Source organism: Streptomyces eurocidicus, from assembly GCF_002891295.1.
GTDB classification, from domain to species: domain Bacteria; phylum Actinomycetota; class Actinomycetes; order Streptomycetales; family Streptomycetaceae; genus Streptomyces; species Streptomyces eurocidicus.
Window position 1 is genome coordinate 156,113 of record NZ_LGUI01000003.1, and the last position, 22,108, is coordinate 178,220.

Here is a 22,108-nt window from a genome sequence, read left to right on the forward strand (position 1 = left end):
GCTCGCCCATGACGTCGGTTCCTCCTCGGTCCCTGCGAAGGGGGCACCACCCGGGCCCCGGCCCGGGGGAGTATGCGGCTCTGCTTCGTACGGATTAGGGCTGCGCACCCTAGGAGCACGCGTGCGCTCATAAGCGCGCGTGCGCGTATGAATGCACAAAAGGATCCGGGGGCTACTCTGCCCGGATCCTCTCTGCCCAGCAGAATAGCCCACATGACTTTCGGAGGTACGGACGATTTTGCACGACCTTGTGTTTCGTCGATCACTTCGAGTGGTCATCGGCTCGTCCTCTTGACAGCGGACAATGTCCGGATCGAGGCGGAATACACGCCGTACCGAGGGCCGGACACGGGCGCCGCGACACCGCCCGCGATCGTGGTCGCGCACGGCTTCACGGGCTCGCTGGACCGTCCGGCCGTACGGCGCGCCGCGCGGGCGTTCGCCCAGTACGCGGGCGTGATCACGTTCTCGTTCCGGGGCCACGGGGGCTCGGGCGGGCGGTCCACGCTCGGCGACCTGGAGGTGCTCGACCTCGCCGCCGCGGTGGGGTGGGCGCGGGCCCTGGGGCACGAGCGGGTGGCCACGGTCGGCTTCTCGATGGGGGCGTCGGTGGCCCTGCGGCACGCCGCGCTCCACCGGCCGGTTCCGGCCGGGGCCGACGCGCCCACGGCGGAGCGGCACGAGGAGCACGGGGGGCGCATCGACGCACACGCCGACACGGTCGTGTCCGTCAGCGGGCCGGCCCGCTGGTACTACCGGGGCACGGCGCCGATGCGGCGCCTGCACTGGGCCATCTCACGGCCGTCGGGACGGCTCCTCGCGCGGTGCGTCCTGCGGACGCGGGTGCGGGCGTCGGACTGGGATCCGGTGCCGATGTCGCCGACGGAGGCGGTGCCGTTGATCGCGCCGCGGCGGCTGCTGATCGTGCACGGGGACCGGGACTCGTATTTTCCGCTGGATCATCCGCGGATGCTGGCCGCGGCGGCGGGTCCGGAGGCGACGTTGTGGATCGAGCCCGGGTTCGGGCATGCGGAGTCCGCGGCCGGGGTGGGGTTGCTGGGGCGGATCGGGGAGTGGGCGGTGGGGAGCTTTTCCCCTACCCGCCCCTCCCCGTAACCGGGGGCTCCGCCCCCGGGCCCCCCTTTCCGCGCTACCGCGCGGTGTCCTCAATCGCCGGACGGGCTAGTTCTCCACCACCGCCTCCGCGAACTGGGCCGCGTACAGGCGGGCGTACGCGCCGTCCGCCGCCAGGAGGGAGTCGTGCGTGCCCTGCTCCACGATGTGGCCCGACTCCATCACCAGGATCACGTCCGCGTCGCGGATCGTGGACAGGCGGTGGGCGATCACGAAGCTCGTGCGGCCCGTGCGGAGCTCGGCCATGGCGTGCTGGATGAGCACCTCGGTGCGGGTGTCGACCGAGCTGGTGGCCTCGTCCAGGACCAGGATCTCCGGCTCGGCGAGGAAGGCCCGCGCGATGGTGATGAGCTGCTTCTCACCGACGCTGACGTTGGAGCCCTCCTCGTCTATGACGGTGTCGTAGCCGTCCGGCAGGGTCCGTACGAAGCGGTCGACGTGGGTGGCCTTCGCCGCCGCGACGATCTTCTCCATGGGGGCGCCCTCGGCACCGTAGGCGATGTTCTCGGCGATCGTCCCGCCGAAGAGCCAGGTGTCCTGGAGGACCATGCCGATGTGGGAGCGCAGCTCCTCGCGGGACATCCGGGCGACGTCCACGCCGTCCAGCGTGATGCGGCCGCCGTTCACCTCGTAGAACCGCATCAGCAGGTTCACCAGGGTGGTCTTGCCGGCGCCCGTGGGGCCGACGATGGCGACCGTCTGGCCCGGCCGGACCGTGAGCGACAGGTCCTCGATGAGCGGCTTGTCCGGGTCGTAGCGGAAGGAGACCTCCTCGAAGGCGACCTCGCCGCGCACCCGCTCGGGCACCGGGGCGGTCGTCACCTCGGGCGACTGCTCCTCCGCGTCGAGCAGCTCGAAGACCCGCTCGGCGGAGGCGACGCCGGACTGCACCATGTTGGCCATGGAGGCCACCTGCGTGAGCGGCTGGCTGAACTGGCGGGAGTACTGCACGAACGCCTGGACGTCGCCGATGGACAGCGCGCCGCTCGCCACCCGCAGCCCGCCCACCACGGCGACCAGCACATAGTTGAGGTTGCCGATGAACATCATCGCGGGCTGGATGACGCCGGAGATGAACTGCGCCTTGAACCCGGCCTCGTAGAGGTCGTCGTTCTCCTTGCGGAAGAGCTCCGCGGACTCCTTCTGGCGGCCGAAGACCTTCACCAGGGCGTGGCCCGTGTACATCTCCTCGATGTGGGCGTTCAGCTTGCCCGTGGTCTTCCACTGGGCGACGAACTGCGGCTGCGCCCGCTTGCCGATCTTCGTGGCGACGATCACCGACACCGGCACGGTCACCAGCGCGACCAGGGCCAGCAGCCAGGAGATCCAGAACATCACGGCCAGCACGCCCATGATCGTCAGCAGTGAGGTGACGATCTGGCCCAGCGTCTGCTGGAGGGTCTGGGCGATGTTGTCGATGTCGTTCGTGGCGCGGGAGAGGACCTCGCCGCGCTGCTGCTTGTCGAAGTAGCTCAGCGGCAGCCGGCCCAGCTTCTCCTCGACCTGCTCGCGCAGCCGGAAGACGGAGCGCTGCACGACGACGGTGGCGATCCGGGCCTGGACGAAGCCGAAGAGGGACGCGCCGACGTAGATCAGCAGGACCCACAGCAGCACCTGGCCGACGGCGTCGAAGTCGATGCCCCGGCCGGGGGTGAAGTCCACCGAGGAGAGCAGGTCGGCGACCTTGCCCTCGCCGCCCCGCCGGATCCGCTCGATGGTCTCGGCCTTGGTGCCGCCCTCGTCGAACTGCTTGCCGACGACGCCCGCGAAGATCAGGTCGGTGGCACGGCCGAGGATCTTGGGGCCGATGACGGCGAGCGCGACGCTCGCCACGGTCAGGAGCAGGGCGAGGGTGATGAGGGCGCGCTCGGGGCGGAGCGTGCCGAGGAGCCGCTTGGCGGAGCCGGCGAAGTCCATGGACCGCTCGGTGGGCTGGCCGCCCATGAAGCGGGCGATGCCCGTCGCGGGGGCGGGGCCCCTGCGGGCCGGACCGCCGGCGGCGGGCGTCTCCGGGGAGCCCCCGCCCGCACCGGAGCCGCCGCCCGCGGGTTTCTGCGGGGTGGTCACGCCGCTTCCTCCTCGGTGAGCTGGGAGAGCACGATCTCCCGGTAGGTCTCGTTCGAGACCATCAGTTCGTTGTGCGTGCCGGTGCCCACGACACGGCCCTCGTCGAGGACGACGATGCGGTGCGCGTCGCGGATGGTGGACACCCGCTGGGCGACGATGACGACCGTCGCGTCCCCGGTCTCCCGGGCCAGGGCGGCGCGCAGCCGCGCGTCGGTGGCGTAGTCGAGCGCGGAGAAGGAGTCGTCGAAGAGATAGATCTCCGGGCGCCGGACCAGTGTGCGGGCGATGGCCAGGCGCTGGCGCTGGCCGCCCGAGACGTTGGAGCCGCCCTGCGCGATCGGCGCCGCCAGGCCCAGCTCCATGCTCTCGACGAACTCCCGGGCCTGCGCGGTCTCCAGCGCGTGCCACAGCTCCTCGTCGGTCGCGTCGGGCTTGCCGTAGCGGAGGTTGGAGGCCACGGTGCCGGAGAAGAGGTAAGGCTTCTGCGGGACAAAGCCGACCGTCTCGGACATCAGGGCCGGGTCGAGGTCGCGTACGTCCACGCCGTCGACGAGGACCGTGCCGGCCGTGGCGTCGAAGAGCCGGGGCACCAGGCCGAGCAGCGTCGACTTGCCGCTGCCGGTGGAGCCGATCACCGCGGTGATCTCCCCGGGGCGGGCGACGAGCGAGACGTCCTTGAGGACGGGCTGTTCGGCGCCGGGGTAGCGGAACTCCACGCCGGCCAGCTCCAGGTGCCCGGCGCGGCGCAGCCGGGTGACCGGCTCGGCGGGCGGTACGACGCTGGATTCCGTGGCCAGGACCTCCTGGACGCGCTCGGCGCAGACCTCGGCGCGCGGCACCATCATGAACATGAAGGTGGCCATCATCACCGCCATCAGGATCTGCATGAGGTAGTTGAGGAAGGCCGTCAGCGCGCCGATCTCCATGCCGTTGCTCTCGATGCGGTGGCCGCCGAACCAGAGGACGGCGATCGAGGAGAGGTTCACGACCAGCATCACGGACGGGAACATCAGCGACATCAGCCGCCCGGCCCGCAGGGACACGTCCATGAGCTCGGCGTTCGCGCCCTGGAAGCGCTTGCGCTCATGGGTGTCGCGAACGAAGGCGCGGATCACCCGGATACCGGTGATCTGCTCGCGCAGCACCCGGTTCACGGTGTCGATGCGCTCCTGGACGCCCCGGAAAACGGGTCGCATCCGCCAGATGATCAGGGAGACGATGGCGCCGAGGACGGGCACGATGGCAAGGAGCAGCGCGGAGAGCGGCACGTCCTGGTTGAGGGCCATCACGATGCCGCCGACGCACATGATGGGCGCCGAGACCATCAGCGTGAACGCCATCAGGACCAGCATCTGGACCTGTTGCACGTCATTGGTGGTGCGGGTGATCAGCGAGGGGGCGCCGAACCGCCCCACCTCGCGGGCGGAGAAGGACTGCACCCGGTCGAAGACCGCGGCCCGGAGGTCGCGGCCGAGCGCCATGGCCGTGCGGGCGCCGTAGTACACCGCCCCGATCGCGCAGACGACCTGGACGACGGTGACGCCGAGCATCCAGCCGCCGAGGCCGAGGATGTAGCCCGTGTCCCCCTTCACGACACCGTTGTCGATGATGTCCGCGTTGAGGGTCGGGAGGTAGAGGGTGGCCAGCGTCTGGACGAGCTGGAGCAGCACGACCATCGCAATCGGTCTGGAGTGGGGCCTCAAATACGCCCGCATTAGTCGTACCAACACACCCTGAAGCGTAAGAGAGCGGCCCGCCACGCGGCTCCCGGTTTTCGCCCGTGACGGCCGTGGGCCGCCCGGCACCCGTCATCATGGGAGGCGCAGATGAAGGAAAGGGGTCGCCGTGGCGACGACACAACCGGCACATCCGGTGAAACCGGCCCTGCCGGGAGAGCTGCCGAAGCAGCCGGGACCGGCGGGCACCATCCGGTACTGGGCCGCGGCGAAGGCCGCCGCGGGCACGGCCGAGGAGGGCTACGCGGCGCACACGCTCGCCGACGCGCTCGACGCGGCCCGGCGACGGCACGCCGAGCGGCCCGAGTTCGCCCGGGTGCTGCTGCGCTGCTCCTTCCTCGTGGACGGCGACCCGGTCGGCACGCGCGACCACACGACGGTCCAACTGGCCGAGGGCGGCACCGTCGAGGTGCTCCCGCCCTTCGCAGGAGGGTGACCCCGGCACCATGAGTGATCAGCCGCACAACGCGTACGAGCCGCGTGAGCCGTACGACCCGTACCGCCGCCGGAGCGAGGGCTACGGACAGCACGACCAGCAGGGACAGCAAGCCCAGCAGCACCAGCAGTACGAACCGCAGCGGGCACCGTCCGGCTACGACGCGTACGACCCGTACGGCCGGCAGCCCCAGGCGCCGCAGCAGCAGTCGTACGACCCCTACGGCAGCGGGCACGGACAGGGGCAGGGGCAGCAGCACGTGCAGCACCAGCCGCAGCCGCAGCCGCATACCCAGCAGCCCCAGGGCCCGGCCGCATGGCCGACCACCCAGGGCGGCGCCGGGCAGGACTACGCGTCGCAGCAGGAGCCCGTGACGCAGACCTGGCAGACGCAGACCTGGGACACCCAGACCTGGCAGCGGCCCGCCGACACGGCGGACCCGGCGCCCGGTCCGGCCGCCCGGTCCGGTTACGACACCCCGTCGTGGCAGGGCGGCGCGCTGCCGGAGGAGACCCCGGACGCCCGGTCCGCGCCGGGCCCGCGCGCCGGCGGCCGGCACGCCGGTGGCACGGGCGGCACGGGCCCGTACGCGTCCGACGGCGGCCACGGCTACCCGGCCGCGGCCTACGACAGCGCCTACGACAGCGCCTTCGACGGCCCGCAGGGCGGCTCGCACGGCGGCCTGAGCAACGGCCTGAACGGCGGCCCGAACGGTGGCGGCGCGCACAGGGCCTCGCGCGGCGACTCCTTCGACAGCTCCTACGCCCACGCCTCCGGCCGGAACGGCCTCGCCGGGCACGACGGCCCGGCCTGGGCGGCCGACCCGGCGGGCACCGGCGGTCATGGGCTGCCCGGCCCGGCCGCCGACGAGCCGGGCCCCGGGGCGGACGCCCCGGGGCGGCAGCCGACCGCCGCCGAGAAGGCGAAGGCCGAGGGCCGGCCGCAGATCCTGTCGCCGGGCCTCAAGCCCGCGCTGCTGACGTCCGCGCTGGCGGCGCTGCTCGCGGTGGCCGCCCCGCTGGGCGAGTTCGCGCTGGCGGTGCCGGTGGTGCTGCTCCAGGCGGTCACGGCGGCGGGCTGGTTCCGGCTGAACGGCATGTGGCCCGCGCGGCAGGGCATCGCCCTGGCGTTCCTCAGCGGTGTGGCGGCGGACGCCGGGCTGCTGGCCACGGACGCCGACCAGGCGCCGACGGTGCTCATCGGCACGCTCGGCGTATGGCTGCTGCTGGTGATCGTGCTCCAGCTGCGCAGCCACGCGGGGGCCGACGAGCGGCTGTACGGGCTCACGGCGGCGGCCGCCTCCACGGCCGTCACGGTCGTCGCGGCCGGGCACCTGGCCGCCGCGCCGGACGCCGTCGTGGTGGGCGCGGCGGGCGTCGCGGTCGCGGCCCTGGCCCGCGCGCTGCCGCTGCCGTCGATGGCCTCCCCGGTCGTGGCGCTGATCGCGGCGGCGGGTTCCGGCGTGGCCACGGGCCAGCTGACGGGCGTGGGCGCCTCGGCGGCGCTGCTCGCCCTGGCGGCGGGCGCCTGCGCGCTCGTCGGCCTGCGGGTCGCGAGCTACGACTACCCGTCCCGCTTCGTGCACATGACGGCGGGCGTCGCGCTCCCGCTGGCCGCGGCGGCTCCGGCGGTCTATGTGATCGGCCGCGCGCTCACCTAGGCCCCCGCCCGGCCGGGCTGTCCGATCATGTTCTCGTCGTTCTTCCCCCGGGTCCGGTTAGGCTCACTGCACTAGCAGGGGCCTGACCCAAGACCCGGGGGAGCGAGAGATTTCGATGCGCGCGATACGGACAACCCTGATCATCGTGGTGGTGCTGGGGGCGCTCTTCGTCGCCGCCGACCGGATCGCCGTGTACTTCGCGGAGGACCAGGCGGCCGAGAAGATCCGCAGCAGCCAGGGCCTCTCGGGCACCCCGGAGGTCTCGATCAAGGGCTTCCCCTTCCTCACCCAGATCGCGAACTCCAGCCTTGACGAGGTCGAGGTGAAGCTGGACGACGCCGTCACGGCGAGCGCCGGCCGTGAGTCGATCAAGGTCTCGGGCTTCGACGCCACCCTGCACGGTGTGCGCATCGACAGCAGCTTCAGCTCCGCCGTCGCCGACCGGGCCTCGGGCACCGCCCACATCTCGTACGCCGAGCTCACCAAGGCCGCCGCCGACCCCGGTGTGACCATCGGCTACGGCGGCACCGACGCGGCGGGCAAGAGCCAGGTGAAGGTGACCGGCAAGGTCATGGTGATGGGCCGGACCGTCGAGCGCAGCGTGAACTCCACGGTGAGCGTGCAGAACGGCGACACCATCCGGGTGCGAGCCGACGAGGTCCCCTCGGAGGGCGTCCCGGGCGTGGAGCAGGCCGTCCGGCAGAAGATCGACATCGACCGGAAGCTGAACGGCCTGCCCAAGGGCATCACCCTGGACAAGGTCGTGACGACGCCGGACGGCATCGACATCACGCTGGCCGGCACCAAGGTCAACCTGGCCGGCTGAGGCCCGGCGGGAGCCGGCTGAGACCCGGCGGGAGCCGGCCGAGGCCCGGTGGAAACGGGCCCGTCCACTCCGCGAGACGGGTGCGTCCGCACGCCAGACCGGTTGCCCTCAGGACGGCCGGAACCCGCCCCTCCGGACCCGCTTCCGGATACATCCGTCCCAGAATCCGGAAGATCCTGTCTCAATATTCGACATACCGGTGACACGCGCACCCGTCCGTCCCTACGATCGGACGCATGAAGCGACAGGCGGACCTCACGAAGCGGCGGGCAGTCGACCTGTGCCGCGTCGCCGCCATGCTCTGTCGCCGTGTCTGACCGGGGCGCACGCCCCCGGCGGACGGACGCCCTCGCCTCCGCCCGCCGGTCCTTCCGGGTCCGCCGGCCTCTCCGGCCCCGTCCGGCATCAGCCCCGACACTCCTTCCCCTCGGCCCCGCCGAGGCCCTCCCACACCACCCGCTGCGCGGCGCCGCGCGCCCGCTCGCGCCCGCGCACACCCCGCAACTGCCCCGGAGGAGAACAGCATGAGCCGCAGTGACGTCCTGGTGGACGCCGACTGGGTACAGGCCCGCATCGACGCCGCCGACCCGAAGACCGTCATCGTCGAGGTCGACGAGGACACCTCGGCCTACGACAAGAACCACATCAAGACCGCCGTCCGGATCGACTGGAAGTCCGACCTCCAGGACCCGGTGCGCCGTGACTTCGTCGACCAGGAGGGCTTCGAGAAGCTCCTCTCCGCGAAGGGCATCGCCAACGACGACACGGTCGTCCTCTACGGCGGCAACAACAACTGGTTCGCGGCGTACGCCTACTGGTACTTCAAGCTCTACGGGCACCAGGACGTCAAGCTCCTCGACGGCGGCCGCAAGAAGTGGGAGCTGGACTCCCGCGACCTCGTCGCCGAGGTCCCGCAGCGCGCGGCCACCACGTACCGGGCGAAGGCCCAGGACAGCTCGATCCGCGCCTTCCGCGACGACGTCCTCGCCGCCATCGGCTCGCTCAACCTCGTCGACGTCCGCTCCCCCGACGAGTTCAGCGGCAAGCTGCTCGCCCCGGCGCACCTCCCCCAGGAGCAGTCGCAGCGCCCCGGCCACGTGCCGAGCGCCCGCAACATCCCCTGGTCCAAGTCGGCCAACGACGACGGCACCTTCAAGTCGGACGACGAGCTGAAGTCGCTCTACGAGGCGGCCGGCGTGGACCTGGCCAAGGACACCATCGCCTACTGCCGCATCGGCGAGCGCTCCGCGCACACCTGGTTCGTCCTGCACGAGCTGCTCGGCCAGCAGAACGTCCGCAACTACGACGGCTCCTGGACCGAGTACGGCTCGCTGGTCGGCGTGCCGATCGAGCTCGGCGCCGACGGCTGACCCCTCCTCCCCGCCCGACTTCCGAAGGATCACTTATGTGTGGAGCAAAGGCCGGCGGCCCCGACGCCCAGGCCGCCAAGCCCGGTGAGACGACCATCCAGGGCTCCGTGACCCGCGACGGCGAGCCCGTCACCGGCTATGTCCGCCTGCTGGACTCGCAGGGCGAGTTCACCGCCGAGGTGCCCACCTCCGCCACGGGTCAGTTCCGCTTCTACGCCGCCGAGGGCAGGTGGACGCTGCGGGCCCTGGTGCCCGGCGGCACCGCCGACCGCACGGTCGTCGCCGAGAAGGGCGGCCTGGCCGAGGTCGCCATCGCCGTCTGACCGGCGGACCGCTGAACGGCCGGAGGGCCGCACCCCGGGGTTGGACGCCTTGACGGGGGTGCGGCCCTTCGCGCCGTGGTCCTCCCGGTCGTACCGTGGAGGCATGTACGCCCGGCGCCGCCGCTGGTACTTCGCCATGATGGGCAGCTGCATCGGCCTGTTCGTCCTGGCGTGGGCCGTCGTGCGGCTGTGGTCGGTGCCCGCCGCGGTGGCGATGTGCCTGGTGGCCATGGTGATCCCGCCCGTGGCGGCGATCATGGCCAACCGCAGGGGCCCGGACGACCGCTGGTGGGACGATCCGTCCGGCGACCCCAAGTCGGACGAGTGGTGGGACGAGCTGGACGGCAAGCGCCGCCGGCCCGAGTCCCACGACCAGTAGCCGCCCGCCCCGGACGGGCCGCGCGGACCCCTCCGGCCGGGTCAGTAGCGGACCCCTCCGGCCGGATCAGTAGACGAGCGCCTGCACGCCGTCCGCCATGATCTCGCTGACGAACACCTGCGCACCGGCGATCCGCGCGCCCTCGATCAGGTCCTTCTCCTCGATGTCCCGGCGCGCGGCGCACTGGGTGCACACCGTGATCATCCCGCCGCCGACCCGGATCCCCTCGATCAGCTCGGGCAGCGGCGCCGCGTGCGGCAGCGCGAACTCCGCCGCCCGCCCCGGCAGCGCGAACCAGGACGACTCACCGGTCAGCCACAGCGACACCTCGACGCCGCTCGCCACGGCCACCGCGGCCACCGTGAACGCCTGCGAACACCGCTCGGGCGCGTCCGCCCCGGCCGTCACCTTGATCACGAGCTTCTTGTACGCCATGCGATCACTCTAGGGCCCGGGCGGGGGCGCGGCCCGGGACGATCGACCTCACAGCGCCACCCGGGACACGTCCGACTAGACTCGGCAGCGGTCCGTACACCCTCACTCCGACCGAGGAGCGCGCTCGTGCTTGAGGCAGTCTTCACCTCCCTGCTGGTACTGGTCGTCGTCGGCGTTCTCGCGTTCGCCGGGCTGACCTGGAAGAAGCTGTACCAGGGCCAGCGCTGACCCCCGTCGTTGTCCGTCCTCCCACAGATCGTCTGAGCACCCAATGATCGAGATTCCGTCCGACCTCCACCCGGACCTCGTGCCCCTGGTCTTCCTCCTCGGCAAGTGGGAGGGCGCGGGCGTCGCCGACTTCCCGGGTGCCGAGAAGTGCAACTTCGGCCAGGAGGTCGTCTTCAGCCACGACGGCCGTGACTTCCTGGAGTACACGTCGCACAGCTGGGTGCTCGACGCCGACGGCAAGATGGGCCGCCCGCTGGAGTCCGAGAGCGGCTTCTGGCGCATCGACAAGGACCGCAAGGTCGAGATCGTCATGGTCCGCGACCAGGGCGTCGCCGAGGTCTGGTACGGCGAGCTGGCCGACCAGAAGCCGCAGATCGACCTGGCGACGGACGCCGTCGCCCGGACCGGGGCGTCCGGCCCGTACACCGGCGGCAAGCGCCTGTACGGCTACGTCAAGGGCGACCTGATGTGGGTCGGCGAGAAGGCCACCCCCGAGGTGCCGCTGCGCCCCTACATGTCGGCGCACCTGAAGAAGGTCGCCGACCAGGCGTCCCTGGAGGAGTGGGCGAAGAACCTGCCCGAGGACATGCCCGACGGCGTGGCCTTCTTCAACCAGGACGGCACGCCGTACAACCCCAACGCCTGACCGCTGAGCGCTCCGCGTAAAGTCCGGTGCGCCGTCCGCGGGTGCGTCGTGGCCGGTCGCACGGTTCCCCGCGCCACTTCGGGCGCTGCCGAACCGCACCGGACTCCGCCGAGCCCGCTCAGCTGAACCGCACCACCCGAGAGCACCGCTCTCACCGCGCCCCGTGGGGGAAGTCCGGTCGAAATCCGGCGCTGACCCGCAACGGTAGGCGGCACTCCCGTGCCGCGAGCCCGATCACCCACGGCGGCGTGCGCTCCCCGCACAACTCGCCGTGGACTGCGAGGGGATCACCCGGGCGCTCGACCGCCCCGGGCCGTTCCTCGGTACGTACAGCCCGTACGTACGCAGCGGAGCCACGGCCCGAGGCGAAGGCGTACCGCCCGTGGCGATCCCCGCGCAGGCCACCGTTCCCCGCACCACCGGCGGGCCGCCGCCCAGAAGGCTGCCGGTGCCACCGCTGGCCGGCGCCCTGGCCGCGGCGCTGCTCGTCTCGCTCGTGTGCGGGGTGGGACTCGGCGCCGCCGGGGTGACCTGGGGCGAGACCCTCCGCTATATGCGGGCGGGGCTGACCGGCGGGAGCATCGCGCCGGACGAGGTCGCCGCCTACACCATCGTCTGGGAGCTGCGGTTCCCGCGCGCCCTGCTGGCCGCCGTCGTCGGCGCGGGGCTCTCCGCGATCGGCGTGGCCGTGCAGGCCATGGTCCGCAACGCGCTCGCCGACCCCTTCGTCCTCGGCATCTCCTCGGGCGCGGCCGTCGGCGCCAACGCCGTGCTGCTGTTCGGCGCGCTGGGCTCGCTGGGCGTCTGGGCACTGTCCGGCGCCGCCTTCGCCTCGGCGCTCGCCGCCATGCTGCTGGTCTATCTGGCGGCCCGCACCCCGCACGGGCTGACCCCGCTGCGGCTGGTGCTGACCGGCTCCGCCATGTACTACGGCTTCTCCGCGATCACCACCCTGATGGTCTTCAGCGCCGAGCGCGGCGAGTCCGCCCGCTCCGCGATGATGTGGCTGCTCGGCAGCCTCGGCGGGGCCACCTGGTCGTCCGTGCCGATCGCGGCCTGCGCCGTGCTGGCGGGGCTCGGCTATCTGCTGTGGACGGCGCGCGGCCTCAACGCGCTGGCCATGGGCGACGAGACGGCCGCGGCGCTCGGTGTGGACGCCGACCGGCTGCGCCGCCGGCTGTTCGTGGTCGCGGCGGCCGTCACCGGCGCCGTCGTCGCCGTCAGCGGGGCGATCGGCTTCGTCGGCCTGATGGTCCCGCACGTCACCCGGATGCTGGTGGGCGCCGACCACCGCAGGGTGCTGGCCGTGGCCCCGCTGCTGGGCGCGGTGCTGCTGGTGTGGGTCGACATCGTCTCCCGGCTGCTGCTGGCCCCCGTCGAACTGCCCGTCGGGGTGATCACCGCCCTCATCGGCGTGCCGTGCTTCGTACTGCTGATGCGCCGCCGGGGCTACGTCTTCGGAGGTGCGTGAGCGTGCGGGTGGACATCGAGGGGCTCGCGGTCGAGATCGCGGGCGCCCGGCTGGTGGAGGACATCGCGCTCCGGGCGGACAGCGGCCGCTTCGTCGGCCTGATCGGCCCCAACGGCAGCGGCAAGTCGACGCTGCTGCGCTGCGTGTACCGCGCGCTGAAGCCGGCCGCGGGCACCGTCCGGCTGGACGGCGACGACCTGCACGCGCTCGGCGTCCGGGAGGGCGCCCGCAGGCTGGCCGCGCTCCCCCAGGAGTCGACGAGCGAGTTCGACTTCACCGCCGCCGAGGTCGTCGCCATGGGCCGGCTGCCGCACCAGAGCGCCGCCGGCCGGACCACGGACCGCGACCGGGAGATCTGCGCGGCGGCCCTGGCCCGGGTCGGCGGCGGCCACCTCGCCGACCGGAGCTTCCCGACCCTGTCGGGCGGCGAGAAGCAGCGCGTGCTGATCGCCCGCGCGCTGGCCCAGGAGCCGAAGGTGCTCGTCCTCGACGAGCCCACCAACCACCTGGACATCGCCCAGCAGCTGGAGGTCCTCTCGCTGGTGCGCGGCGCCGGCCTGACCGTCCTCGCCGCCCTGCACGACCTCAACCTCGCCGCCACCCACTGCGACGCCCTGTACGTGATCGCGGGCGGCCGCATCGTGGCGTCCGGCCCGCCGGACGCCGTCCTGACCCCCGAGCTGCTCGCCGACGTCTTCGGCGTCCGGGCGCTCCGGGTGCCGCACCCCGAGTCCGGCACCCCGCACCTGCTCTTCGACCGCCTCCCCGCCTCGTAAGGACCCGCCATGGCCGCCGCCCGCGCCGCCCGTACCGCCCTCGCCCTGCTGACCGCCCTGGCCCTCGCCGGGTGCGGGGCCGAGGTCTCGGAGACCGACAGGAAGGACGCCGCCGACGACGCGAAGTCCTCGGGCCACTACCCCGTGACCGTCGAGAACTGCGGGGTGAAGACGACGTTCGACAAGGCACCGCAGCGGGTGGTGACCAATGACGTCGGCATCGCCGAGATCATGTTCGCGCTGGGGCTGGAGGACCACATGGCGGGCTATGTGGCGCCGGACTACAAGGGCGACCGCGAGGCCGTGGCGTGGAAGGACGGCTACCAGAAGGTCAAGTGGCTGTCCAAGAAGGAGATCACCAAGGAGATCGTCCTCGATGCCAGGGCCGACCTGGTCTTCGCGGGCTGGAACTACGGCTTCGGCGAGGGCAACAACTTCACCCCCGCCGGCCTGAAGAAGCTCGGCATCGGCTCGTACGTCCTCACCGAGTCCTGCCGCAACAACGGCAACGCCACCTCCCGCGGGGTGATGCCGCCGCTGGAGGCGCTCTACACGGACCTGGAGACGCTGGGGAAGGTCTTCGACGTCGAGGACCGGGCGAAGAAGCTCGTCGACGGCTTCAAGAAGCAGGTCGCGGACGCCCAGGCCGGGATCCCGGAGGGCAAGCGGCCCACCGTCTTCCTCTACGACGACGGCCGGGACAAGCCGCTGACCTCCGGCGCGTTCGCGGGCCCGCACGACATCATCACCAAGGCCGGCGGCGACCACGTGATGAAGGACCTCAAGGACTCCTGGACCTCGGTCAGCTGGGAGACCGTCGTCGAGCGCGACCCCGACGTCATCGTGATCAACAACTACGGGGACGTCACCGCGCGGCAGAAGAAGGACTTCCTGAAGTCGTACGCGCCGCTCGCCGGCGTCTCGGCGGTCAAGAACGACCGGATCTTCGTCCTCGACTACGTCGACCTCGTCGAAAGCCCCCGCAACCCGGCCGCGATCGCCGCCCTCGCCGCGTATCTGAAGGGGGTGCGCGAGCGGTGACGCCGCCTAGACTGTCGGCGTGGTCGACAGCGACTGGCAGAGCGATCTCCGTAAGCGCGGATACCGGCTGACCCCGCAGCGCCAGCTCGTCCTGGAGGCGGTGGACCGGCTGGAGCACGCGACGCCGGACGACATCCTCACCGAGGTCCGCAGGACCGCGGGCGGGGTCAACATCTCCACGGTCTACCGGACCCTGGAGCTCCTGGAGGAGCTGGGCCTGGTCAGCCACGCCCACCTCGGGCACGGCGCCCCGACCTACCACCTGGCCGACCGGCACCACCACATACACCTCGTCTGCCGGGACTGCACGGGCGTGATCGAGGCGGATCTGGCGCTGGCCGGCCCGTTCACCGACCGGCTGCGCGAGACCTTCGGCTTCGAGACGGACATGAAGCACTTCGCGATCTTCGGCCGGTGCGCGGGCTGCTCCTCGAAGGCGACACCGGACGAGTCGTAGGCTTGTCCGTATGCTGCGTCAATCGAAAGCCAGCCCGCTGCTGTCGCTGCCCGGCGCCGTCGCCGCCGAGGCCCCGGACGAAGGCGTCGCCGCGCACTACGGCGACCTCTTCCGCGAGCAGCGCGCCCTCGCCGGCGGGTCCGGTTTCGTCGACCTCTCGCACCGCGGGGTGGTCACCGTCACCGGCCCCGACCGGCTGAGCTGGCTGCACCTCCTCATCACCCAGCACGTCAGCGCCCTGCCGCCGGGCCAGGCCACGGAGGCGCTGATCCTCTCGGCCAACGGCCACATCGAGCACGCGCTGTACCTGGTGGACGACGCCACCACGACGTGGGCGCACGTCGAGCCCGGCACCGAGGGCGACCTGATCGCCTACCTGGAGAGCATGAAGTTCTTCTACCAGGTGGAGGTCGCCGACCGGACGGCCGACTTCGCCGTGGTGCACCTGCCGGCGGGATCCATCGCCGAGGTGCCCGACGGGGTGACGGTGCGCGAGACGCCGCACGGCCGCGACCTGTTCCTGCCGCGCGCGGAGCTGCCGGACTTCGCCGCCGCGCACGGCCCGGCCGCGGGGATCCTGGCCTACGAGGCGCTGCGCGTCGAGACGCACCGGCCGCGGGTGGGCCGGGAGACCGACCACCGCACGATCCCGCACGAGCTGGGCTGGCTGGGCACGGCCGTCCATCTGCAGAAGGGCTGCTACCGCGGCCAGGAGACCGTCGCCCGCGTCCACAACCTGGGGAAGCCGCCGCGCCGGCTGGTCTTCCTGCACCTGGACGGCAGCGAGGTGTCCCTGCCGGGCCACGGCGCCCCCGTCCGCCTCGCCTCGGACGGCCCGGAGGGCCGCCAGCTGGGCTTCGTCACGACCTCGGCCCGCCACCACGAACTGGGCCCGGTGGCCCTGGCCCTGGTGAAGCGGAACGTCCCGGTGGACGCGGCGCTGCTGGTGGGCGAGGCTACGGCGGCTTCGCAGGAGGTCGTGGTCGAGCCGTAGCGCCGTCCGGCGGGGTTCGCAGGCGTACGGCCCGAGCCCGGTCGGGCACCGCCGGACCACACCACCGTGGCTGATCACCACCGTGGCTGATCACCGCTGCGGCGGAGAATTCCTTCCGCCGCGGCGGCGCGCGGCCCCCACCGGAGGTGACCGGAGGTGCCGAACCCCCGCCTCAGACCTCGATCAGCACCGTGAACGGGCCGTTGTTCGTCAGTGACACCTTCATGTCCGCCCCGAAGCGTCCGGTCTCCACGTGCGCGCCGAGCGCGCGAAGCCGAGCGACGACCTCGTCGACCAAGGGCTCCGCCACCCCGCCGGGAGCCGCCGCGTTCCACGTGGGGCGTCGCCCCTTACGGGCGTCACCGTAGAGAGTGAACTGGGAGATCACCAGCAGCGGCGCCGCCACGTCCGAACAGGACTTCTCGTCCTCAAGAATCCGTACGGACCACAGCTTGCGGGCGAGCTGCGCGGCCTTCTCCGGAGTGTCCTCATGCGTCACTCCGACAAGGACGCAGAGCCCTTGTCCGATGATCTCGCCTACCGTCTCGCCGTCGACGACGACGGCGGCCCCGTCCACCCTCTGCACCACTGCACGCATACGGACCATGATGCCCTGCGTCCATCCAGGGCCGTTCGGGTGCCGAGACCCTGCGCCCGTGCCTCACAGAGTGGCACGATGCGTCCAGGCGGTGCTTTATGCGGGCAACGTGACCCGGGACCCCACCGCCCGAGGGGATCGGAAACGCATGACCACACCCATTGAGGACGGCCCCATGCTCAAGGCAGCCGACGGCCTGCACCCCCGGCCGCCGAGTCAGCGCTCCGGCCGGCTGGCGGACGTGCCGGGGCGCGGGCTGGGCGAGCTGCGCCTCACGGAGCTCCGCGCGCTGCGCAGGGAGGCCCAGCGGGACGAGGCGGACCTCAGCTATGTGCGGCGACTGCTCCAGGGCCGGATCGACATCCTCCGGGCCGAGCTGGCGCGGCGGGCCGTGCCGGACGCGCCGGTGATGTCCCGGCTGGTGGTCGAGCGGCTGTCAGAGATCCTCGCCGACGGGCCGTCCACCCAGCGCTCGTCCGCCCGCCATGTGACGCTGGGGACCCCGCACAGCGAGGAGTGCCGGCGGCTGGCGGAGGACGCGCTGTCCGAGGTGGAGCTGTCGGACCTCGGCGCCCGTACGGACCACGAGCTGCACGACGGGATGCGGCGCCTCGGCGCGTACGAACGGCAGGTCTCGGTGCGCCGGCAGACCCTCCAGCGGACGGCGGACGATTGCAGCGCGGAGATCGCCCGCAGGTACCGTGAAGGGGAAGCACAAGTAGACGACCTCCTCGCGTGAACCACCGGGGGCGGTCCGCACCACCTCCCCCGGAAGGCCGACGATGACCTCCTCGACCCCTGTCGCCACCGCGGCCACGGACACCTCCATACCCCCGGTCCTCGCCGAGGTCGTGCGCTCCGGCTTCGTCGAGGGCCACCACCGCGGCTCGCTGGTGCTGCTGGCCGCGGACGGCGGTGTGGAGCTCGCCCTGGGCGATGTGGCGGCCCCGGTCTACCCGCGCTCGGCGAACAAGCCGATGCAGGCGGCCGCGGTACTGCGGGCCGGTCTGGAGCTGTCCGGGGAACGGCTGGCCCTGGCGGCCGCCAGCCACTCCGGAGAAACGTTCCACCTGGATCTGGTGCGGAAGATGCTCGCGGAGCTGGGCGTCGCCGAGGACGAGCTGCGGACCCCGCCGGACCTCCCGTACGACCCGGAGGAGGCGGAGCACTACCTGGCCGCCGGGCACGTCCGCGATCGCGTCACGATGAACTGCTCCGGCAAGCACGCGGCCATGATCGCGGCCTGCGCCCGCAACGGCTGGCCGGTGGAGAGCTACCTCGCGCCGGACCACCCGCTTCAGCGGCTCACGCTTCAGGTCGTGGAGGAGGCGAGCGGCGAGCGCGTCGGCCACGTCGGCACGGACGGCTGCGGCGCCCCCCTGATGGCGATCTCCCTGACCGGCCTGGCGCGCGCCTTCCGCAGCTTCGTCCTGGCCGGGCCGGGCACGCCGGAACGCCGGGTCGCGGACGCCATGCGCGCCCACCCGGAGTACGTGGCGGGCACCCGCCGCCCCGACACCTGGCTGATGCGCGCGGTGCCGGGCGCCCTGTCGAAGATGGGCGCCGAGGCCGTACAGGCGGTGGCCCTGCCGGACGGCCGTGCCCTGGCCTTCAAGATCGACGACGGTGGGATGCGGGCGGCGGGGCCGGTGCTGGCGCGCGGTCTGGAGCTGCTGGGGATCGACGACCCGGTCGTGGCGCGGATCGCGGAGAGCCCGCTGCTGGGTGGGGGCGAGCGGGTGGGCGAGGTCAGGGCGGCTTTCTGAGCGTTCTGAGCGTCTGAGCTTTCTGAGGGCGTAGCGGGCTCTGGGCGCCTGGGGTGGGCCCTGATCCTCTGAGCCCTGGGGTGGGCTCTGGGCGGCCTCTGGGCCCTGTGGCGGCCGGTGCTGTGCCGTGGGCCGGGCGCCGGGGCCTCCGGGGGTGTCCCGGAATCGGATATTTACGGGCGGGAGCCGTTCCTGTCACACGTGCCCCGAACCGTCGCCGCCCGCAAATATCCGGCAGCATTCCGGGACACCCCCTGCGGCCCCGCCACCCTCCGTCCGGCACTCCTCCGCCCGCCGGAAAACCTGTGGGACGTCCGCACGTCGGCCCCCTAGCGTGACCGCATGAACCCCGAAGTCCGTACGATCACCGAACCCGACCTTCCCGACTGGATCCGCGCCCTGCACACCGGGTTCCTCCGCTCCCCCGCGGTGAGCAAGGAGGAGGTCGAGTCCCGCCGCACGCTGATGGCGACCCCCGGAGGCGGCTACGTCGCCGAACGGACCCAGGGCGCGTTCGACGCCGGGCGCTGCGTGGCCACGTTCCGCAGCTTCGCCCAGAAGCTCACGGTTCCCGGGGGCGCCGAGGTCGCCGCGAACGCGGTCAGCAACGTCACCGTCTCGCCGACGCACCGCAGGCGCGGCTTGCTCAGCCGCATGGTGGACACGGACGCGCGGGCCGCCAAGGAGCGCGGGGACGTGGTCTCGACGCTCATAGCCGCCGAGTACCCGATCTACGGGCGCCACGGCTTCGGGCCGGCCACCTGGACCACGGAGTGGGAGGTGGACGTCGCCCGCACCGGGCTCGACCCGCGCTACTCCGGCCCCTCGGACGGCGGCCGGGTGGACTTCGCCGACCCCGCCGAGGTCCGCGAGCACGGCCCCGGCCTGCACGAGCGGCTGCGGGCGGTCCGGCACGGCGTGATCGACCGCCCGGAGCGCTTGTGGCTGCGGAACACGGGCGCCCTGGTGGTGGACGACCGGCCGTGGACGGAGCCGTTCTACGCGCTGTACCGGTCGCCGGAGGGCGTCGTCGAGGGCCTGCTGGCCTACACCTGCGACGACCGCTGGGAGGCCAAGGTCCCGCAGGGCACCGCCCAGGTCCTGGACCACATCGCGGTCTCCCCGGAAGCCGAACGGGCCCTGTGGCACTTCCTGCTGTCGACGGACCTGGTGGCAAAGGTCCGTACGGGCTACCGCGCCCCCGACGACGTCCTGCCGCTGCTGCTGCCGGACCCACGCGCCGCCAGGGTCGTCACCCACGCCGACTACCTGTGGGTACGGCCGCTGGACGTGCCCGCGCTGCTGACGGCCCGTACGTACGGGACGACCGGCTCGCTGGTCCTCGACGTCACCGACCGCGCCGGACTGGCGGGCGGGCGGTTCCTGCTGGAGGCCGGGCCGGAGGGCGCCACGTGCGTGGCCACGAGGCGCGGCGCCGAACTCGCCCTGGACGTGGCGGAGCTGGGCACCCTCTTCCTCGGCGACGAGGCCGCCTCGCGGCTGGCCGTGCTGGGGCGGGTGTCCGAAGAGCGGGCGGGGGCCCTCGCGGTCGCGGACGGGATGCTGCGGACGGCGCGGCGGCCGTGGTGCCCGGATGTGTTCTGACGCCGAATTACGCATTCCGCTTTCTGGTGCGGGTGGGGCTCGGGTCCATGACGGCTGAATCCAGCCGGTAATTACCGGACTTTAACGGGCAATTGCGACCGATTAATTGTCTCGTCTTGACCTCGACCTGACTTGAGGTCGCACGATTTCATCAACGGTTCAACGGCCCGCCGACGAGGCGGAGCGCGACCCGACCGCCGGAACTCCGAGAGAGGGACACCATGTCCGAGAACACGTACCGCCTCGCCGTCATCATCGGATCCACCCGCGACGGTCGCTTCGCCCCCACGGTGAAGAAGTGGCTCGACCAGCAGCTCGCGCTGCGCGAGGACGTCGAGGTCGACGTCATCGACCTGGCCGACCACCCGCTGCCGCTGGCCCTCAGCAACGAGCCCGGCCCGGAGGCCGCCGCCCTGCTCGCCAAGGTGAGCCCGCGGCTGGAGCAGGCCGACGCGTACGTCGTCGTGACGCCGGAGTACAACCACAGCTACCCGGCCTCGCTGAAGAACCTCATCGACTGGCACTACACGCAGTGGCGCGCCAAGCCGGTGGCGTTCGTCTCCTACGGCGGCCTCGCCAGCGGCCTCCGCTCGGTCGAGCACCTGCGCCCGGTCTTCGCCGAGCTGCACGCGGTCACGATCCGCGACGCCGTCAGCTTCCACCTGCCCTGGGGCAAGTTCGACGACGAGGGCAAGATCCTGGACGAGGAGGGCGCGACGGCGGCGGCCGGCGCGGCGAAGGTCATGCTGGACCAGCTGGCGTGGTGGGCGCTGTCGCTGCGCGAGGCGCGGGCGGCGCGGCCGTACGGCGCGTAACGCCCGGGCCCTCGGGGCCTGTACGGGCGCCATGAGCGCCCGCGTGAACTTCCTGCCATCGGCCATACCCCCGCTCGGGCCGGTGGCAGGATGCGTTTCCCTGACGGGGGGTGTGCGGCGGGGTGTGCGGCGGGGTGTGGCCGCTGCGCGGGGCTTTTTCCCCACCCCGCCCCTTCCCGAACCGGGGCTCCGCCCCGGACCCCGCCCGGTCCTCAAACTCCCCCAGCTACCGCTGGGAGGTGCCCCCGGACGGGCTGAAAATCAGCCCGTCCGGCGTTTGAGGACACCGCGCGGAGCGCGGAAAAGGGGGGTCCGGGGGCGGAGCCCCCGGTTACGGGAAGGGGCGGGGCTGGGGAACAAGCCCCGCGCAGCGGCACCCGCCCCCGCCGTACCCTGAACCCCCAGGACACCCGCATCCACAGGGGGCACTCATGAAGCACTACACCTGCGGACTCGACGCCGCCATAGACGTCATCGACGGCAAGTGGAAAGTCCTCATCCTCTGGGCCCTCGGCGAAGGCGAAGGCGAAGCCCGCCGCTTCGGCGAGACCCGCCGCCTCCTCCCCGGCGTCAGCGAGAAGGTCCTGGCCCAGCAACTCCGCGAGCTGGAGGCCGACGGCATCGTGCACCGCGAGGTCTACGACGTGGTCCCGCCGAAGGTGGAGTACTCCCTGACCGAGCGCGGCCACGCCCTCAACGCGGCGCTCGCCCCGCTGGGCGCGTGGGGCAAGGAGCGCATCGCGATGCTCCAAGCGGAACACGAGGCGAACGCGGCGACGGCATCGGCGGCGTAGCGGCCACGCCACGCCCGACCGGACCGCCACCCGAGGTGAAGGCGCCCACCCGAGGCGCACCCGGCGACGACCAGCGCACCGCCCCCCGCGAGCTCCTCCCCACCCGGCATGCGCGCCGAACTCCGCACGCCGCACGGGAATTTCACCCTCTCGGCGGGCGCGCGTGCCTCACGTTCCCACCCGGGGTCACGGTTCACAGGGAGCACGACCGTACGCCGGGCCACGGCGTCGCGGCCGACCGCGCCCGTTCCACGGCCTTGCGAACCGGTTGTATGACCCTGCGATGAATGATGACCGGCCCGGGGGCGCGGGCTGCTGCCGCTGCGCGGGGCCTTTCCCCAGCCCCGCCCCTTCCCGTAACCGGGGCTGGCGCCCCGGGCCCCCTTTCCACGCTCCGCGCGGTGGCCTCAAACGCCGGCCGGGCTGGATTTTCGCCCTGTCCGAGCTCGGCTTTCCGCCCGGTCCGGGCAACAAATCAGCCCGTCCGGCGCTTGAGGACCGGGGTCCGGGGCGGAGCCCCGGTTCGGGAAGGGGCGGGGTGGGGAAAACGC

23 protein-coding genes are annotated in these 22,108 nt (G+C 72.4%); 19 read left to right on the forward strand and 4 right to left on the reverse strand.

The genetic code is table 11. The annotated features are described in order from the left end of the window. The first annotated feature begins 213 nt into the window (after positions 1–213). Entirely contained in the window at positions 214–1,116 is a 903-nt protein-coding gene (locus AF335_RS10415; protein ID WP_102918074.1) for an alpha/beta hydrolase, read from the forward strand. Between the two features lie 66 nt (positions 1,117–1,182). Here the strand turns inward: AF335_RS10415 and AF335_RS10420 are convergent, their stop codons facing one another. After that, complete coding sequence (locus AF335_RS10420; protein WP_102918704.1) at positions 1,183–3,078, reverse strand: ABC transporter ATP-binding protein; 1,896 nt, start codon at positions 3,076–3,078, stop codon at positions 1,183–1,185. Between the two features lie 119 nt (positions 3,079–3,197). After that, the gene (locus AF335_RS10425; RefSeq protein ID WP_102918075.1) at positions 3,198–4,931 is read right to left on the reverse strand and encodes an ABC transporter ATP-binding protein; all 1,734 of its coding nucleotides are present in this window, start codon (positions 4,929–4,931) and stop codon (positions 3,198–3,200) included. 166 nt (positions 4,932–5,097) lie between these two features. Between AF335_RS10425 and AF335_RS10430 the strand changes: the two genes are divergently transcribed. The 7 genes from AF335_RS10430 to AF335_RS10460 all read left to right on the forward strand — a co-directional run bounded on the left by AF335_RS10430 (position 5,098) and on the right by AF335_RS10460 (position 9,931). Then, positions 5,098–5,373 carry a MoaD/ThiS family protein gene (locus AF335_RS10430; protein WP_102918705.1) on the forward strand — a complete coding sequence of 92 codons (276 nt, stop codon included), beginning with the start codon at positions 5,098–5,100 and terminating at the stop codon, positions 5,371–5,373. A gap of 10 nt (positions 5,374–5,383) precedes the next feature. Continuing rightward, positions 5,384–7,033 (forward strand): hypothetical protein, encoded by a 1,650-nt coding sequence (locus tag AF335_RS35530; protein ID WP_228773296.1) that lies wholly within the window; start codon positions 5,384–5,386, stop codon positions 7,031–7,033. A 115-nt stretch (positions 7,034–7,148) separates the two neighbouring features. Next, entirely contained in the window at positions 7,149–7,859 is a 711-nt protein-coding gene (locus AF335_RS10440; RefSeq protein WP_102918076.1) for an LmeA family phospholipid-binding protein, read from the forward strand. 236 nt (positions 7,860–8,095) lie between these two features. Then, on the forward strand, positions 8,096–8,176 hold the full coding sequence (locus AF335_RS36605; RefSeq protein ID WP_356454418.1) for a putative leader peptide: 81 nt from the start codon (positions 8,096–8,098) through the stop codon (positions 8,174–8,176). A gap of 207 nt (positions 8,177–8,383) precedes the next feature. Continuing rightward, positions 8,384–9,229 carry a sulfurtransferase gene (locus tag AF335_RS10450; RefSeq protein WP_102918077.1) on the forward strand — a complete coding sequence of 282 codons (846 nt, stop codon included), beginning with the start codon at positions 8,384–8,386 and terminating at the stop codon, positions 9,227–9,229. 35 nt (positions 9,230–9,264) lie between these two features. Beyond that, complete coding sequence (locus AF335_RS10455) at positions 9,265–9,552, forward strand: DUF1416 domain-containing protein (RefSeq protein WP_095578445.1); 288 nt, start codon at positions 9,265–9,267, stop codon at positions 9,550–9,552. A 103-nt stretch (positions 9,553–9,655) separates the two neighbouring features. Further along, the gene (locus tag AF335_RS10460; protein ID WP_102918078.1) at positions 9,656–9,931 is read left to right on the forward strand and encodes a DUF3099 domain-containing protein; all 276 of its coding nucleotides are present in this window, start codon (positions 9,656–9,658) and stop codon (positions 9,929–9,931) included. A 66-nt stretch (positions 9,932–9,997) separates the two neighbouring features. Here AF335_RS10460 and AF335_RS10465 read toward each other — a convergent pair whose 3' ends face one another. Beyond that, positions 9,998–10,366 carry a DsrE family protein gene (locus tag AF335_RS10465; RefSeq protein WP_095578447.1) on the reverse strand — a complete coding sequence of 123 codons (369 nt, stop codon included), beginning with the start codon at positions 10,364–10,366 and terminating at the stop codon, positions 9,998–10,000. A gap of 271 nt (positions 10,367–10,637) precedes the next feature. Between AF335_RS10465 and AF335_RS10475 the strand changes: the two genes are divergently transcribed. The 6 genes from AF335_RS10475 to ygfZ all read left to right on the forward strand — a co-directional run bounded on the left by AF335_RS10475 (position 10,638) and on the right by ygfZ (position 15,979). Further along, positions 10,638–11,240 (forward strand): heme-binding beta-barrel domain-containing protein, encoded by a 603-nt coding sequence (locus tag AF335_RS10475; protein ID WP_102918080.1) that lies wholly within the window; start codon positions 10,638–10,640, stop codon positions 11,238–11,240. A 382-nt stretch (positions 11,241–11,622) separates the two neighbouring features. After that, complete coding sequence (locus AF335_RS10480; RefSeq protein WP_311775562.1) at positions 11,623–12,711, forward strand: FecCD family ABC transporter permease; 1,089 nt, start codon at positions 11,623–11,625, stop codon at positions 12,709–12,711. Positions 12,712–12,713: 2 nt separating this feature from the next. Continuing rightward, positions 12,714–13,487, forward strand: coding sequence for an ABC transporter ATP-binding protein (locus AF335_RS10485; RefSeq protein WP_102918081.1), 774 nt, complete (start codon positions 12,714–12,716; stop codon positions 13,485–13,487). Positions 13,488–13,496: 9 nt separating this feature from the next. Beyond that, the gene (locus AF335_RS10490) at positions 13,497–14,528 is read left to right on the forward strand and encodes an ABC transporter substrate-binding protein (protein ID WP_102918082.1); all 1,032 of its coding nucleotides are present in this window, start codon (positions 13,497–13,499) and stop codon (positions 14,526–14,528) included. 19 nt (positions 14,529–14,547) lie between these two features. After that, positions 14,548–14,985 carry a Fur family transcriptional regulator gene (locus AF335_RS10495; protein WP_102918083.1) on the forward strand — a complete coding sequence of 146 codons (438 nt, stop codon included), beginning with the start codon at positions 14,548–14,550 and terminating at the stop codon, positions 14,983–14,985. A 10-nt stretch (positions 14,986–14,995) separates the two neighbouring features. Further along, positions 14,996–15,979: a CAF17-like 4Fe-4S cluster assembly/insertion protein YgfZ gene (gene ygfZ / locus AF335_RS10500; protein WP_102918084.1), complete on the forward strand. Its 984-nt coding sequence runs from the start codon at positions 14,996–14,998 to the stop codon at positions 15,977–15,979. A gap of 172 nt (positions 15,980–16,151) precedes the next feature. On the opposite strand, the gene dtd is transcribed toward ygfZ, so the two are convergent. Next, positions 16,152–16,577, reverse strand: coding sequence for a D-aminoacyl-tRNA deacylase (gene dtd / locus AF335_RS10505; RefSeq protein ID WP_102918707.1), 426 nt, complete (start codon positions 16,575–16,577; stop codon positions 16,152–16,154). Between the two features lie 148 nt (positions 16,578–16,725). On the opposite strand from dtd, the gene AF335_RS10510 reads away from it, so the two are divergent. The 5 genes from AF335_RS10510 (at position 16,726) to AF335_RS10530 (ending at position 21,557) form a co-directional block, all read left to right on the forward strand. Beyond that, positions 16,726–17,316, forward strand: a complete 591-nt coding sequence (locus AF335_RS10510; RefSeq protein WP_228773295.1) for an RsiG family protein — start codon at positions 16,726–16,728, stop codon at positions 17,314–17,316. A gap of 43 nt (positions 17,317–17,359) precedes the next feature. Next, a complete protein-coding gene (locus AF335_RS10515; protein WP_102918086.1) occupies positions 17,360–18,343 on the forward strand; it encodes an asparaginase in 984 nt (327 codons plus the stop codon). A gap of 342 nt (positions 18,344–18,685) precedes the next feature. Next, positions 18,686–19,948 carry a GNAT family N-acetyltransferase gene (locus tag AF335_RS10520; protein WP_102918087.1) on the forward strand — a complete coding sequence of 421 codons (1,263 nt, stop codon included), beginning with the start codon at positions 18,686–18,688 and terminating at the stop codon, positions 19,946–19,948. A gap of 221 nt (positions 19,949–20,169) precedes the next feature. After that, positions 20,170–20,763, forward strand: a complete 594-nt coding sequence (locus AF335_RS10525) for an NADPH-dependent FMN reductase (protein WP_102918088.1) — start codon at positions 20,170–20,172, stop codon at positions 20,761–20,763. A 431-nt stretch (positions 20,764–21,194) separates the two neighbouring features. Next, a complete protein-coding gene (locus tag AF335_RS10530; protein WP_102918089.1) occupies positions 21,195–21,557 on the forward strand; it encodes a winged helix-turn-helix transcriptional regulator in 363 nt (120 codons plus the stop codon). Positions 21,558–22,108 lie beyond the last annotated feature (551 nt).